14 protein-coding genes are annotated in these 14,866 nt (G+C 74.0%); 6 read left to right on the top strand and 8 right to left on the bottom strand.

The genetic code is table 11. The features are described from left to right. Positions 1-6 precede the first annotated feature (6 nt). The gene (locus ACNF49_RS37510) at positions 7-669 is read right to left on the bottom strand and encodes a response regulator (RefSeq protein ID WP_357971711.1); all 663 of its coding nucleotides are present in this window, start codon (positions 667-669) and stop codon (positions 7-9) included. After that, entirely contained in the window at positions 666-1,790 is a 1,125-nt protein-coding gene (locus ACNF49_RS37515; RefSeq protein ID WP_357971713.1) for a sensor histidine kinase, read from the bottom strand. The genes ACNF49_RS37510 and ACNF49_RS37515 overlap by 4 nt, the downstream gene beginning before the upstream one ends. Positions 1,791-2,007: 217 nt before the next feature. Between ACNF49_RS37515 and ACNF49_RS37520 the strand changes: the two genes are divergently transcribed. Both ACNF49_RS37520 and ACNF49_RS37525 read left to right on the top strand, forming a co-directional pair. Further along, the gene (locus tag ACNF49_RS37520) at positions 2,008-2,415 is read left to right on the top strand and encodes a DUF6223 family protein (protein WP_482940572.1); all 408 of its coding nucleotides are present in this window, start codon (positions 2,008-2,010) and stop codon (positions 2,413-2,415) included. 320 nt (positions 2,416-2,735) lie between these two features. Beyond that, the gene (locus ACNF49_RS37525) at positions 2,736-2,972 is read left to right on the top strand and encodes a hypothetical protein (RefSeq protein WP_482940573.1); all 237 of its coding nucleotides are present in this window, start codon (positions 2,736-2,738) and stop codon (positions 2,970-2,972) included. A gap of 44 nt (positions 2,973-3,016) precedes the next feature. On the opposite strand, the gene ACNF49_RS37530 is transcribed toward ACNF49_RS37525, so the two are convergent. Continuing rightward, positions 3,017-3,640 carry a TetR/AcrR family transcriptional regulator gene (locus tag ACNF49_RS37530; RefSeq protein WP_482940574.1) on the bottom strand — a complete coding sequence of 208 codons (624 nt, stop codon included), beginning with the start codon at positions 3,638-3,640 and terminating at the stop codon, positions 3,017-3,019. A 102-nt stretch (positions 3,641-3,742) separates the two neighbouring features. On the opposite strand from ACNF49_RS37530, the gene ACNF49_RS37535 reads away from it, so the two are divergent. The 3 genes from ACNF49_RS37535 to ACNF49_RS37545 all read left to right on the top strand — a co-directional run bounded on the left by ACNF49_RS37535 (position 3,743) and on the right by ACNF49_RS37545 (position 5,347). Next, complete coding sequence (locus ACNF49_RS37535; protein ID WP_482940575.1) at positions 3,743-4,192, top strand: cupin domain-containing protein; 450 nt, start codon at positions 3,743-3,745, stop codon at positions 4,190-4,192. Positions 4,193-4,262: 70 nt separating this feature from the next. Continuing rightward, positions 4,263-4,682, top strand: coding sequence for a DUF6294 family protein (locus ACNF49_RS37540; RefSeq protein ID WP_482940576.1), 420 nt, complete (start codon positions 4,263-4,265; stop codon positions 4,680-4,682). A 65-nt stretch (positions 4,683-4,747) separates the two neighbouring features. Continuing rightward, the gene (locus tag ACNF49_RS37545) at positions 4,748-5,347 is read left to right on the top strand and encodes an LGFP repeat-containing protein (RefSeq protein ID WP_482940577.1); all 600 of its coding nucleotides are present in this window, start codon (positions 4,748-4,750) and stop codon (positions 5,345-5,347) included. A 129-nt stretch (positions 5,348-5,476) separates the two neighbouring features. Here the strand turns inward: ACNF49_RS37545 and ACNF49_RS37550 are convergent, their stop codons facing one another. The 4 genes from ACNF49_RS37550 to ACNF49_RS37565 form a co-directional block, all read right to left on the bottom strand. Further along, the gene (locus tag ACNF49_RS37550; protein WP_357971728.1) at positions 5,477-6,046 is read right to left on the bottom strand and encodes a hypothetical protein; all 570 of its coding nucleotides are present in this window, start codon (positions 6,044-6,046) and stop codon (positions 5,477-5,479) included. Then, positions 6,043-6,687, bottom strand: coding sequence for an RNA polymerase sigma factor (locus ACNF49_RS37555; protein WP_482940578.1), 645 nt, complete (start codon positions 6,685-6,687; stop codon positions 6,043-6,045). The genes ACNF49_RS37550 and ACNF49_RS37555 overlap by 4 nt, the downstream gene beginning before the upstream one ends. Positions 6,688-6,980: 293 nt before the next feature. Next, the gene (locus ACNF49_RS37560; RefSeq protein ID WP_357971732.1) at positions 6,981-7,307 is read right to left on the bottom strand and encodes a hypothetical protein; all 327 of its coding nucleotides are present in this window, start codon (positions 7,305-7,307) and stop codon (positions 6,981-6,983) included. Positions 7,308-7,437: 130 nt separating this feature from the next. Continuing rightward, positions 7,438-9,315, bottom strand: a complete 1,878-nt coding sequence (locus tag ACNF49_RS37565) for an acyltransferase domain-containing protein (RefSeq protein ID WP_482940579.1) — start codon at positions 9,313-9,315, stop codon at positions 7,438-7,440. Positions 9,316-9,657: 342 nt separating this feature from the next. Between ACNF49_RS37565 and ACNF49_RS37570 the strand changes: the two genes are divergently transcribed. Then, positions 9,658-10,494 carry an IclR family transcriptional regulator gene (locus ACNF49_RS37570; RefSeq protein ID WP_357971736.1) on the top strand — a complete coding sequence of 279 codons (837 nt, stop codon included), beginning with the start codon at positions 9,658-9,660 and terminating at the stop codon, positions 10,492-10,494. A gap of 106 nt (positions 10,495-10,600) precedes the next feature. Here ACNF49_RS37570 and ACNF49_RS37575 read toward each other — a convergent pair whose 3' ends face one another. Next, positions 10,601-14,866 (bottom strand): hypothetical protein, encoded by a 4,266-nt coding sequence (locus ACNF49_RS37575; protein WP_482940580.1) that lies wholly within the window; start codon positions 14,864-14,866, stop codon positions 10,601-10,603.

Genomic DNA, 14,866 nt, shown 5'->3' on the forward strand with positions numbered 1-14,866 from the left:
GGCGCGTCACGAGGTGCGCGGCGTCACCAGCCCCGACTCGTAGGCCAGGACCACGAGCTGGGCGCGGTCGCGGACACGCAGCTTGGCCATCGCCCGGTTGACGTGGGTCTTGGCGGTCATGGAGCTGATCGCCATGTGGGCGGCGATCTCGTCGTTGGACATCCCCCGCGCGACCAGGGCGACGGCCTCGCGCTCGCGGTTGGTCAGCTCCCGCAGCTCCTCGCCGGCGGTGGCGGCGGGCGGGCGGGTGACGTACCGGTCGATCAGCATGCGGGTGATCGACGGCGCGAGCAGCGCGTCACCGCGGGCCGCGACGCGCACGGCGTGCAGGAAGTCCTCCGGTACGACGTCCTTGACGAGGAACCCCGCCGCGCCGGCGCGCAGCGCGTTGAAGACGTACTCGTCCAGGCCGTAGTTGGTCAGGATGACGACGCGCACGCCGGCCAGGGCCGGGTCGGCGGCGATGCGGCGGGTCGCCTCGATGCCGTCCACGACCGGCATCTGGATGTCGATGAGCGCGACGTCCGGCAGGTGCTCCCTGGCCAGGGCCAGGCCCTGCGCGCCGTCGGCGGCCTCGGCGACCACCTCGATGTCGTCCTCCAGGTCGAGCAGCGCGCGGAACCCGCCGCGCAGCAGCGGCTGGTCGTCCACCAGCAGGACCCGGATCACGGCGTGCGGTCCATCGGCAGCTCGGCCTGGACGGTGAAGCCGCCCGCGCCGCGCGGCGCGGCCCGCAGGCTGCCGCCGAGCGCGGTGACGCGTTCGCGCATCCCGATCAGGCCGACGCCGGGCACGGGGGCGGCGTCCGGCGTGGCCGTGCCGTCGTCGTCCACGCGGATCGCCAGCGCGTCGGGACGGTAGTCGATGCGGACCTCCGCGCTCGCGGCGGCGGCGTGCCGCGCGATGTTGGTCAGGGACTCCTGGACGATCCGGTACGCGGTCCGGTCCACCGCGGCCGGCACGTCCCGTCGTTGTCCTTCGATCGTCAGCGTCGCGTCGAGGCCGGTGGTCCTGGCCCGTTCCAGCAGCTCGGGGACCCGGTCGAGGCCGTGCGGCGGAGTCGTGTCGTCGCGCAGCGCCTCCAGGGTCGCGCGCAGCTCCCTGGTCGCCTCGCGGCCGGCCTCCTGGATCACCAGCAGGGCCTGCGGCACCTGCTCCCCCTTCCTGCGGGCCACGTGGACGGCCACCTCGGCCTGCACCTTGATGACCGAGATCTGGTGGGTGAGCGAATCGTGCAGGTCCCGCGCGATGCGCAGCCGCTCCTCGTCGGCACGCCGCCGCGCGGTCTCCTCCCGGGTGCGCTCGGCCTCCTCCGCCCGTCCCTCCGCCTGCCGCAACGCCTCGCCCGCGGCGCCGGCCGCGACCAGCCAGGCCAGCTCCAGCGCCCCCCTGGCCTGCGCGAACGCCTCGCCCGTGTCGTGCAGTCCGGAGGCCATCGCGGCCAGCGGCAGCAGGGCCAGCACGATCACACTCGCGGCCACGGTGACCAGCCGTCTTCCGGCCCGCATCGCCGCGTACACCGCGAACAGGTACGCCACCGCCGGCACGTCGAACCCGGCCGCCTGGTACCCCACCGCGCACAACCCCGTCACGGCCAGGACGGGGACCGGCGCCCGGCGGCGCGCGACCAGCGCCAGTCCGCCGCCCGCCAGCAGCGCGTAGCCGAGCGGCGCGAGGTGGGTGGCGGAAGGCTGCCCGGACAACCCGGTGACCACCAGCGCCGCCGCCACGCCGGCCGCGATCAGCCAGTCGATCACCCCGGCCCCGACGCCGAGCCGCCTTGTGCTCATACGCGCACCATAGCCGCATGTCCGGCCGTACGACTCCGGCAGGAGGATCACCCGCCGCCTACCGCGGACGCGGTACGTCCGCGCTTCCCTGCCGCCCGTGCGGTAGCCGGCTGCGGCACCGGTGGCACCCCGAGAAACCCGCTCCCGCCGGACGACCGGCGGCGGGCCCGGCGGCCATGCTCTTCCCACGTCGACGTCCAGGCGAAAGGAACCCCTCATGTTCATCGACCACCTCCTCGCGGCCCAGGCCGACCCCGTCGCCGCCTACGCCATGACCACCGGCCGGCTGTGGTCCCTGATCGCCGCCGGGCTGGGCCTGGCCGGCGTCGCCGCCGGCGGCCTCACCCTGGCCCGCTCCACCGGCCGCCTCCGCCGCCGCGCCACCCCCGGCACCGGCACGGGGACCGGCACCGGCACCGTGGCCGCGACCGGGAAGCGCGGGGCCGTCGTCGCCCTGGCCACGGGGGTGACCAGCATGGTCATCGGCGGCTGGGTCATCGCCGCCGCCAAGGGCGGTCCCGGCACCGGTTACGGCATCGTCGGCGGCTACCTGGACCTGATCCTCGGCCTGACCGCCATCGTCCTCGGCGCCCTCGTCCTGAACCGCGCCCGCCGCGCGGCCTGACCGCCGAACAGCGGAACTTCCGTGACGCGAAGGCTTCCCCGGGACGTGCGTCACGACCCGCCGCGAGAGGCCCAGCGCACTACGCGCGGTCAGCGCGCAACGCCCGGATCTGCCCGGCCCGGCCGCGCTGCACGGACCAGCAGGCGTTCAAGCAGGCGGTCCTGGCGCTGCACGCCGCTCTGCTGCGCCGCGGCATGCAGCCACCCGGGCCCGAGGAACCGGCCGAATGGCTCGGCTCGTGAGCCGCGGGCCACGGCCGCCTCAGATGCCGAGCAGGGCGCTCTTCGTTCAAGAGGTCAAGGTCAGGGCAGTTGCGGGTCATGGACGAACAGGACAAGCTGCCCGAGGACATGCCGCCCGCGGTCGGACGGGTCAACGGGGAGAGCGACACCACCGCCGCGCGGGCGGGGGTCGAAGTGCGGGACACTCCCCGGCCGATCCCCGCGGAGCCGGTCGAGCCACCGCCCGACCCGGAGGAGAAGGTCGCGCAGGAGCGGCGCGAGGTGGCCGAGGAGTCCGGCGAGAACGAGGACCCGGACATGGAGCCGACCGACTGACCATCCGTCCGGCCACCCGCCCGTTCTGACGATCTGCCGGGTGGTCAGGAGGGCAGGAGGGCGTGGGAGAGCTGGTCGGCGCTCCAGTCCTCCCACTGCGCCGGCGTCCAGCCGCACTCGCGGGTCATCACCAGGAACAGGTCCGGTGACAGCAGCCCGACGGTGATGTCGGTGGCCCGGTCGGCGGTCAGGCCGGGCCGCAGGGCGTGCAGGCGGTCGAGGATGGCGACGACCTGCCCGTGGGCGGTGTGCCGCTGCTCGCTGTTGACGGCCCACTGGGCGGCCATGTCGGCGTCCGTGGCCGCCGCGTCGCGGACCACGGCCAGGACGGGGGCGACGCGGCCGAGGATGACGCCGCTCTGGTGCACCCACCCCCGTACGACTTCCACCGGGTCCCGCGACGCCTGCAAGGCCGCGAACCAGGGACGTTCCAGCAGCGGCACGGGCTCGTCGTCCCCGGCCGAGGCGACGTCGACCACGTGCTTGAGCAGCCCGCTCTTGGTCCCGTAGTGGAAGTACACCGTCTGCACCGAGACCTCGGCCGCGTCGGCGACCTGCTGGAAGGTCGTGCCGGCGTAGCCCCGCACGACGAACAGCCCTTGGGCGGCGGTCACTACCCGGCTTCTGGTCTGGGCCGAGCGCCGTTTGGGGCTCTTGACGTCGTCCATCGATTTAGAGTACCACTTTAGAGTAGCACTTTAGAGTGAGGCTACAAAAGGTGGTGAGGCATGACGTCCATCGATCCGGCGCCACACCCTGTGCAGACGGTCTTGAGCGCGCTCCATCTGCCTGCCGGCGGCAGCGCCGTCCACGCGTTCCTCGGCACCACCATGACCGTGAAGGCGGGCGGGGCGGCGACCGGCGACCGGCTCACCGTCATCGAGCAGGAATGCCCGCCGGGCTTCGCCACGCCCCTGCACGTGCACCGGGACGACGACGAGGCGTTCTACGTGCTGTCGGGAACGGCTCGGATGTACTGCGGCGAGCGGTCGTGGCAGGCCGCGGCTGGGGCCTTCGTCCTGCTCCCACGCGGGGTACCGCACGCCTTCGCCAACGGCCAGGAGGCTCCGCTGCGCCTGCTCCAGCTCACCTGGCCCGCTGGCTTCGAACACTTCGCCGCCGAAGTCGCGGCCGGGGACGCCGACCTCGCCCAGCTGGCCGAGGTCGCCGCCCGTCACGGCTACCAGGTCATCGGCCCGCCCCCGGACAACGCCGTCTGACCTCCCCCGCCGTCCCGGTCACCCGGGGTCCGATTCGGCGCCCCCTTCCCCCACCTCCTGAGGAGTCCTCATGAAAGGCGTCCGCAAGACCGCCGGCGTGCTCGTGTCCGCCGTCGTCCTGGCGTCGTCCGTCACCGCGACGGCCGGCGCGTCCGCCCTGGAGCAGAAGACGTACGTCTGGCGCGGCTACCTGTCGGCGGGCTCCTGCACGATCGAGCCCGGCGCGACCTGGACGTTGTACTCGAACGGCACGGCGCGCCTGGACGCCACCGTCTCCAGCCTCGGCGACGACGACGCCTGGCTGATGTGGGCGCACCTGAAGGACGGCGCCGGCGCCCTGCTCGGCGACATACGCGTGTACGGCAGCACCAGCACCAAGTTCGTCAAGAACCTGCACGACCGCCGGACCTATCGCTGGATCGCCAAGGGACAGTTCGACCCCGACCTGTTCGACCTGGTCAAGCGCATGTCGCTGAGCAAGCACTGCTGAGTCACCCGAACGCTCCCGGAACGGTCCCCATCGCACGCCCCGACGCCTTCGACGAGAGGACGCCCATGCACCGCGCGGCTTCACCATCCCGAACCGGCCCGGCCGCCGCCGTACTCGCGGCGACCTTCTGCCTCGTCACACCGGCGCCCGCGGCGGCGACCGGCAGCGCGTGCGATCCGTCGCTGGTGGCGCCGGGCGGCAGTCTCATCGGCGGCCTGTGGCGCGCCAACGGCGGCGAGCGGAGCGTGTACGGCTGCCCCACCACCAAGGAGTACGGATACCCGGACAAGAAGGGCTCCTGGCAACGTTTCACCAACGGCAAGATCGTCTGGTCGCCGAACCTCGGCGACGGCACCCTGGTCCGCGTCTACCAGAAGGGCCAGAACCTCGTCTTCAAGTGGAGCGGCCTCGGCCGTGACTGGGACTTCTTCAACGTCCGCTGGAGCAAGGACGGCGGCAAGGCCACCCAGGTCCGGACGGGCCGGCTGACCGCCTGGAGCGGCCAGTACGTGATGGCCCCGTACGTGCGCGACGGCGTCGGCACCACGACCAACGGCCACGAGGTCAACACGTTCGCCTTCGTCGTCCAGGGCTGCGACAAGGGCACCTTCAGCTCCGACTGCGGCCCCTGGAGCATCCCCGCCTCCATCGGCCTCGCCCACTGACCGGGATCCCCGCCGGACGGTCGCGGGGACGGCCCGAAGTGTCGTCCCCGCCCTCCAGCATGCCGTGATGATCGATCTCGACGCGCGGCGTGGGGCACATCCCCCGCGGGGAACGGCCGGAGCGTGGCGTCAGTGCGACAGCGGCGCGTCCGTGGTGTCGACCAGCTCGCAGTCGGCCACCGGCCCCTCGGCGACGCGCGCCCAGATCCCGGCGACCTTCCTCTCCTCGCTGACACTGAACTCCAGCACGCCCGTCTGCCCCTCCTTGATCACCTTGGGGTCGATGACGAAGCCGGCCTCATGCCCCTCGGGCCGCGGGAACACCGACAGCGGCGCCTCCTCCTTGCTCAGGAAGCGGGCCGCGCGCGGCTCCGGGCCGCACTTCTTGCCGTCGGGCACGTAGCTGACCACCACGTTCGCCCCCAGGGCCCGCAGCTCGGCCTGCAGCCCCTCGGGGTCCCGCGCCTCGCTGAAGCTGATGTCGATCAACCCGTCGGACGCCCTGGACACCGCGTACGCCGGGCCGCCGAAGAGCAGCGGGACGGCGACGGCCCCGGCGGCCGCCAGCGCGCCGACGGGAGCCAGCAGCCTGACCCTGGACGGACGGGTACGGGGCGCCTTCTCGATCTCGGTCATCACGAACTCCTTGAGCAGTTGGCGACGGCCCTCGGAAAGATCACGCTCAACCGGCATGTTCATCGGATCTCCTCCTTGGCGGGGCCTGGGTCACCTGTTACCTGTCGGCTCGTCCCGGCGAGTTCCCCGAATCCCGGGACTTCGCCGAGATTCCCGCGTTCCCCGGGGTCCGTGAGTCCTTCGCGTTCCGCGAACTCCGTGAGCTTCTTCCGCGCCCGCGACAGACGGGACCTGACGGTGCCCACCGGGACGCCCAGCGCCTCGGCCGCCTGGGCGTAGTCCAGCGCGGCCCAGACGCACAGCGCGAACACGTCCTGCTCCTGCTTGCGTAGCCTGCCGAACGCCCGCCTGACCGCGGCCAGCCGTTCTGCGTCGTCGATGCGCCCGACCACCTCCTCGGCGAAATCGGGCACCGACTCGCCCTTGGGGATCCTGGCCAGGACGTCGTCGTGGCGGCGGGCGGCCCTGCGGACGTTGCGGGAGACGTTGGTCGCGATGCCGAGCAGCCACGGCCGCAGCGAGCCGCCCTCGGGGTCGATCCTCGCCCGTAATCGCCAGGCTTCCAGGAACGTCAACGCCATGACGTCCTCCGCCTCGCTCCAGTTGGCGGTCAGGCGGAAGGCATGGTTGTAGACGGCCTTGGCGTACTCGTCGAAGAGCCACGAGAAGGCCGTCTGATCCCCAGCACGAATCCGGGCACGCATCGACATATCCACATACCAGTACTGTCCGCCCGGCACCTCGAGTTCCCGGCCCGTGCCCCCGATCGAGCTCGCACAGGCACCGGCACCGCGTCCACCTGGAAGCGCCATCGTGACCAGCACCCCGCCGTTCGACGGCCACCCGGAGGAACGGACCGATGCCCGCACGCCGCACGGAGAGGGCATCGGCCGATCCTCACGGCCGCACGTCGGCGGCGGCTGAGGGTGGCTTCGCCGGTGAAGGGCTCTCGGCCGTGGTCAAGAGTTCCTCACCGGCGGCTCGCGATCTGTCCGGTTCAGACGCGGCGCTCGTCGACGCCCACGGCGCCGACGCCCGTGCCGAGCCGGCCGCAGACGCCCTGGGACTGGCCCGAACGACCCGGCGGGAGGTCGACCCAGTCGCCGACGACGTCGGGCGCCCAGCCGCAGGTGACCACGGCCCGGAACCGCCAGGTCTCGCCCGTCGGATTGCTGCACATCGCGATGCCGAGATAGTTGTCGTTGTTGTGGACGAAGGTGTCGCAGTCGAGGACCGTGGCAGCCGACGCGGGCGTGGTGAGCCCCAGCGACAGCAGGGCGACGGACCCGGCGACGACCGCCGCGACATGCCTTGTCTTGCGCAATGCCCCTCCTGAACGAATGCTTGCCTGTCACTTACCGTCATGCAGCGTACGCAAAGAGTCGCGGAGACGGAAGGCGCGGTCTCGTCAGGAGTCGCTTCCCCGGAATGTCGGCGACGGGGAGGCGCGGCGTTCATGCCGTGTTGGTCGCCGAGGGCCACGACCGTCCGTTCCCCTGCCACGGCTGTTCGCCGAAGGCCGGGGTGAGCTCGTACAGCAGCCGTTGCGGGCCCTGGTAGAAGGCGGCCAGCAGCGGGGGCGCCGCCTCCAGCTCGGCGGCCAGGACGTCGAGCGCGGCGGGCAGGTCGACGTCCGCGGTCGCGACCGCGACGCAGGCACAGCCGGCCAGCTCGGCGGCCAGCGGCCGGATCGCCCCCGCGAACAGGCCGGCGATCGGGTGCGGCGCCACCTCCTGGCGCAGTGCGTCCATGACGAGGGCGGCGATGCTGTGGAGGTGCGGGAAGCGCGCCGCGGTGGCGATCATCGCCTCGTGCACCGGTCCGGCGTCGGGGCCTGGGCGGGCGACCACCCGCAGGTGCCGGGGCGTCAGGGGCAGCCAGGTCCAGTCGATGGTGTCGGCGTCGGCCACCACCACGTCGTCGCGATCGTCGGTCAGCGCCCGCAACGCCAGGACGTCGGCCCCGCCGCACAGCAGCAGTGTCGCCGGGGGCAACATGCGGTCGACGGGCGGGAAGAGCGGCGGCGCGAGTGGCGGCGCAGGGGCAAGCCGCGGACACGCCACCTGCCCGAGCCCCGCGCCACCAGCCACCCCCGACCGCCCCGCCACCTGCCCGAGCGGCGCGACACCCGCCACCCCCGACCGGCCCGTCTCCTGATCGGCGTCCCCCGGACGGCTCGGGGCGGGCACGAGCCCGGCGCCGGCTTGCGGCAACGCGACGCGTTCCGCCGCTTCGCCGCGCCGGCCGAGCTCCACGGGGCCGTCACCGATCTCCGCGGGTTCGTCGCGCCACGACGGTTCGATCTGGTCGACGAAGAAGGCAGGGCCGCCGTGTGCGGCCGGAGCCGGTGTGGGCGCGGAGCCGTTCGGTGCCGGTTCGGGGATGTGCAGGGCGGCGGAGCGGGATGACTCGCCCGGCCGCCAGGGGCCGCCGGCGGCGAGCGGGGAGGCGGCGGTGGCGGCGGGGACGATGGCGCGGACCAGCGTGACCGCGTCCTCGCCCGCCCCGCACTCCAGGAAGACCTCCGCGCCGCGGGCGGCCAGCCCCCTGACGGCCTGGTGGAAGTGCACGGTGACGACCATGGCGTCGGCGGTGACGGCGACGGGGTCGTCGTCGGGGGTGAGCAGGCGTCCCAGCGTCGGCGAGAACACCGGCCAACGCGCCGGGGAGGTCCTGACGCCGGACAGGCGGCCTCTCAGGTCGGCGGCCGCGGCGGCGACCGCGGGCGTGTGGGCGGGGTGCGGAACCTGGAGTGCGGCGCTCGTCCAGCCCAGGTGTCCGGCGATCCGGGCCGCCGGCGGCATCAGCTCGCGCGGCCCCGACAGCACGCACCGCCGCGGCGTGTCGTCGCAGCCGACCACGAGATGGGGATGGTCGAGCAGCGCGACCAGATGCCGGGCCTGCACGGCGGAGACGTCGAGGGACATCATCGCGCCCGGCCAGTCCAGGCCGGTCAGTGCGCGGCTGCGTGCGCAGGCCAGGCGGGCGCCGTCGCCCGCGCTCAGGACCCCGGCGGCGACCAGGGCCCACAACTCCCCGAGGCCGTGGCCCACCAGCGCGTACGGCTGGAGCCCTTCCCGTACGAGGGTGCCGAAGGTGGCTGACGACACCGCCATCAGGGCCAGGTAGTGGCTCTCGGGGCCGGGTGGGCGGGGGGCGTCCGGGGCGAGGAGGTAGGCGCTGAGCGGTGGCGAGCCGTACTCGGCGGCGACGGCGTCGATCTCCGACAGGAGCTCCGAGACGGCCGGCGTACGGGCGGCCAGGGGCGCCAGCACCCCGGCGGAGGGCATGGCTGCGCTGCCCGGGAAGACCGCGACGACTTTGCTGCGCATGTAGTCCCTTCCTGGAGGCGGGGCTTTGCGGCACACGGGGAAGGACCGGCGAAGGGCGCGTCTCCGCGAACTGCTCGCACCCGTCGCCGGTGCTCGTCCGGCCGAACGACTGATACCGCTCGCACACGATAAGTAGTCGTGTCATCGCGACACGTCACCCTATCGACGGAGAAACTCGCCTATAGCCGTCCACACCCCTTGCGACGCAGGCTCCGAAGTGCGCACTCGTCTCGCGTCGTCACTTGGAGTGATTGGTTAGTCACATATAGCGGTCGGGAATCTGTGGAGCGCATCCGTCCCGGTGATACGAACGGGTGAGTCAGTGCGACCCGGGGGTGCGCGATGGAATTCTGCCCGGAAGAGATCGGCGGCGGCCACGGGGACGACGGACGAGCCGGGCCCGCCGCCGGGCGCGGGGTGCTGCACGGCGCGTTCGCGGTGCTGGAGGAGCTCGCGCGGGTGGAGGAGGCCGGGCTGACGCAGCTCGCCGTGGCCACCGGCCTGCCCAAGGCGACCGCCCACCGGTTGTTGTGCCGGCTCACCGACCTCGGCCTGGTCCACCGCGAGGACGGCGGCCGCTACCGCATCGGCACGCGCATGTTCCGCTGGGGTCAGCGGTGGTCACCGGCCCAGGTGCTGAGCACGGCCGCCGTACGACCGATGCGGCGGCTGGCCGCCGCGGGATGCGCGGTGACCATCGCGGTCAGGGACGGCGACGACGTCATCGTCGTCTCGGGGATCGGCGACCCGGCCGTGGACGAGGTCTTCCGCATGCGTCCCGGCCTGGTGCTGCCGGTGGCCAGCGCCGCCGAGGTCGTGCTGGCGGTGGGCAACCCGGCGTCGGGCCGCCGTCCTGAGCCCGGCTGGAGCCTGCCGGAGGGGCACTCCCCGGCCGAATGGGCGCGGCGGATCGGTGACGCCCGCGAACGGCGGGTGGCGTTCGACTTCGAGGCGGCCCTGCCGCCCCTGGGATGTGTGGCCGCCCCCGTGCGCGCGCCGACGGGGGCCGTGGTGGCCGCGGCGGCCGTCGTGGTGGTCGGCACGAACCGGCTGCCCTTGCTGGCCGACGCCGTACGCGAGACCGCGGCGTGCATCAGCGCCAACCTGGCCCGCGTGCCGGGAGCGGGCCGCGCCCTGAGCCTGCTGGCCGCCCCGGAAGGCCCGCCACCCGACCGGTAGGCCCGCCACCCGACCGGTGAGCCCCGGCCGCCCCGAGGCCATGAGCCATGCCCCCCGGGAGCCGTGACCGGCGGTCGTCGCCGCCGGTCACGGCCGGGCGGCCCGGCTAGGCGTCGAAGTCGATGACCAGCCGCCCCAGCCGGGCGCGCAGCGGGACGCTGTCGGCGTGCGCGAGCCGCTCGCCCACCGGGATCCGCTCCTGCACACCGCCCCCGGCGGCGTCGATGACGACTGTCGCGTCGGCCGTGCCGGGGTCGGTGCGGTAGCGTTCGCGTTCCTCCACCAGGAGGCGGTACTGCCAGACGATGTCCAGCACCGCCGGCGGGATCACCGCCGACCACTGGTAGCCGGTCTGGGCCGTGCCGCAGGTCAGCTCGGCCGTGATCGGCGTGTCCGTCCAGTCGAGCTCCTCCGCGCTGGTGAAGGGCCGCCGCTGGACGGTCGCGGTGACGCGGTGGCTCGCCGCGATCCCGGGCAGCCCGGCACCGGCCTGCGCGCCGAGCTCGGTGGCGGCGGCAGGCCCGGCCAGGACGACGCGCAGCCCCCCGCCGGACACCTCCTCGACCGTCAGCGTACGGCGCGGCACCAGCTGCGCGAACTCGGCCTGCACCACCGGCGACAGCTCCAGCCCCGTCAGCGCGTGCGGCTGGTAGCGGGCCAGGGCCAGGCGCAGGTAGGGGAAGCAGGCCGACTCCCGCCCGGCCACGCCGAGGTCCACGTCCACGTCGGCGAACCACAGGCGCTTGGCCGCGTCGTACGACGGCTCGTACGCCACGACCGCCCCGGTCAGCTCGCGGCCCTCCCCCGACTCGGCAAGCCGCAGCCCGACGGCGGTGACGGGTCCGGGGAAGTTGCCGGGAGCGGGCGGGGGCAGCACGGTCGCGTCCGACCAGACGGGATCGGTGCCCCACCGGGTCGCCAGCCGGCCGGGCAGCGCGTCGCCCCCGGGCGGGTCGAGGACGACGGCCAGCAACTCGTCGTCGCCGGAGGAGAACCACGGCCGGTCCAGGTGCACCCGGACGCCGGCCCCGTCGCGTACCGACACGAAACGCCGGTCGCGGCGGTCCTCCTGCCGGCTCCACCGGAAGGTGGGCAGCAGGTACGACGGCTTCGGCGGCTCCGGCCGCCTGCTCGCGGGCACCGGCCAGCCCCGCCCGGACGGCCCGGCGCTCGGCTCGCCGGTGCTGGTGACGAGGCCGGGATCGGCGTTGATCGACGGGTGGAAGTACTCGCGGAACCGGGTGGTGGCGGTCGGCCGGTAGGCGACGTTGCGGTGCAGCGTGTCGCCGAAGTCGTGGCGGACCGGGGTGGCCGAGTGCGGCAGGCGTACCTCGTCGCGGTCGGAGTGTGCCAGCTCCACCCGGCCGACGTGGGCGTGCTCCCTGATCCGGCGAGGGGCCGGTTCGGTGACGTCGTCGATCCAGCGCGTCCAGGTGGCGTCGATGTCGACGTGACCGGTACTGCGGGGGTGCGAGCGCAGTGTGCCCCGCAGGTCGGCGAAGGTCTGTTCGGGCTCGCGATCGAAGTCCAGCCCGGCGAGCGCGGGCGGCGACAGCGGGCGTTCGACGGCGTGCACGAGGCGCAGCTCCGTGTACGGGGTGAGCAGCCAGTTCAGCCCGGCGACGGTCTCCTCGGCGATCAGCTCCCGTTCGGCGTCGGTCAGGTCGCGCCAGAAGTCCGAGACGAGCAGGCGCTGCCAGACGGGCAGGAGGGCGAGGTCGGCCGCGGTGAGCCGGCAGCTGAGCCGTACGGTCGCCATCTCGGCCTTGGGCAGGTGGACGGTGAGCCGGCGCGGGATGTCCTGCCATCGCGGCGGCCCGTCCCCCTCCTCGATCCGCAGCGTGAACGGCGCCGCGTCCGGCCAGACGTCGTGGAAGCCGTCGTAGAAGGAGACGGGGTGGATGGGCGGCGCGCCCGGCAGGCCGTACAGCGTGACGCCCCTGGCCAGGACGTCGGGCAGGTACGGCAGGATCAGCTCGGAGGCGGTGTGCACGACGAACTCGCCCCGCTTCAGCCCGGCGCCGCGCGTCACGGGCAGCTGGGTGACCGGCTCGGGGTCGGCGGGGTCGTGCTTGGCGACCGCGATCTCGCCGAAGAACAGCAGGTCGCGGGTGCGGCGCGGGTCGTCGGCGTAGCTGACCACGGTGTCGAGGAACGTGCCGGACTCGCGCGCGGCGGCCGTGAAGAACCTTCTGCGCACCTCCTGCGGCCGGTCGCCGCCGATGGCGTCGTCGAACCGGCCGTGCCGCTCGGCCATCTGCAGCGACGTCTTGGGCGGGGCGACGAACCGCTCGTCGTAGTAGACGTACCGGCGGCTCAGCCCGTCGGCGGCGGGCGGGTGGTCGGTGTGGCCGGGGACGTTCTGGCGGTCGAGGGCCCATTCCCAGGCGGGCACGTCGCGTCCGGCGGCCGTGACGGTGCTCCGGATGACCAGGCACTGGCTGGACTCGCCCTCGTTGAACGGCTTTCGCTCGACGATGACGGGCGGCGGCACCGGCTCCCATCGCGAGTACGTGATCGCCCGCGACAGCGCGGACGCGGGCGCCTGCGCCGCCGGGTCCAGGGCGTTGCCCGCCAGGTCCACGACGCGGGCCCGCAGCCGGTAGGTGCGCCCGTACCGGAGCGCCGGCAGCGAGCCGGGCACCGGCGTGAACTTGGTGTCGAGCGGGAAGTTCGGGTCCACCTCCGGATCGGCGACGACCGGCCGGCCGAACCTGTCCAGCGTGCGGCCGGGCAGCGGGGCGGCCAGGCTCCAGCCGTCCCAGCCGAACAGCGCCTGGTGCACGTACAGCTCGTCGGTCCTGGTGGCGTCGCGGGTGACGGCGCTCGCCCGGACCGCGCCCTCGTCGTCGGCGATCCCCTCGATCCAGTACGGCGGCTGGCCGCCGCGGCGGATGAGGTAGGAGCCCCGGCGGCGGCACAGGGACAGCCAGCCGGTGACCGCGCCGCCGGGGCCGACGACCCCGGCGTCCACGCGGAACCCGCGGACCAGGTGCCCGGCGTGCAGCTCGGGCACCTGGTCGCCCGTTCCTCGCTGGTGGGCGGCGTCGTCGCCGATCTGGGCGGCCAGCCACGCGTCGCGTCCGCGGTGGAAGACGGTGAGCCCGGCGCCCTGGAGCGCCGTCGTGCCGGTGCCCAGGTGCTGGGCGCTCGGCTGGCCGCTCGGCCCGCTCAGCCCGTGCATGCGCTCGATCAGCGCGGTGAAGTCGGCCGCCTTGATGGCCGCGCCGTCGACGTCGGCGTCGGTGACCGTCCAGTCGTCGCCGCCGAGGCCGAGCCAGCCGCCCTGGACGGGGTGCCCGGGCGGCGAGGCGGCGGTGAAGCGCTCCTCCGGCGCGAAGTCGAAGAGCGTCCACGGCCGCAGCCGGTCGGTGTCGAACGGCGGGGGCACGTCCTCGAACGCCACCCGGAGCCGTCCGGCGGCGGCGAGCCCCGGCGGCACGGGGACCACGAGGTCGAGGACGAGCCCGAGCCGGCGGCACAGCTCCGGATAGTCGGCCAGGAAGCCGCAGACGCCGTGGAACTCCACGTCGGGCGGGTCCGGCCGGGGCTGGACGGCCTGCGCGCCCGCCGGGCCGCCGCCGCCCGGGGGTTTGGGCCGGTCGTAGAACCGGACGGCCTCGGCCAGCGCGAACCTCGTCTCGTCGCCCCGGTAGGCCGCGCTCGTCCGGTCGAGGGTGGCGGGGCCGAGGTCGGCGGCGGCGCGGACGCCCCCGCCGATCATGCCGTCGATGGCCCGGTAGGCGGCCTGGGGGTCGCCGCTGAACCTGCTCATCTCGCCGACCACCGGGAGCTCACGGACCAGACCGGTGTACGGCTGACGCCAGGGCCGTCGCAGGGTGCCGTCCCCGCGCCGGCCGAGGGCGGCTTCGCCGTTTCCCGGAGGCGTGAGGCGGTCGCTGATCACGGCCTGGCCGATCTGGTCGTACAGCGTGGCGATCCGCTCGTGGACCAGCGCCGCGGGGAACGACCGCAACACCCGCACGCCCGGCGAGCCCGCCGCGACCGCCGTGCCGAGGGCGCCCGCGGCGGCCAGGGAGCGCGACCGCACCGGCGAGGCGGCAGGGAAGAGTCTCCCCCACAGGTCGGAGTCGGGGGCCGGGGATCTCGGGTCGGGGTGTGGGACGACCGGGGCCGCGTGGCCGTCCCACACGATCCGCAGGGCCGGCAGCACCGTCTCGCGCAACGTCCTCGGCCAGTCGGTGAACTCCCCGACGTCGTCGAGCCGGCCGCGCGGCGCCTCCAGCCGGGGCCCGACGGCGACCGACAGCCGCACCTCGCCCGGTCCGGCCGGCCCGGCCGGCAACGCCGTCCACAGAACCTTGAACGTGCCCATGCGCTCCCCCGTACTCTGTCCGGTCCGTTCGCTCAT

This window comes from Actinomadura sp. ATCC 39365 (assembly GCF_054392275.1).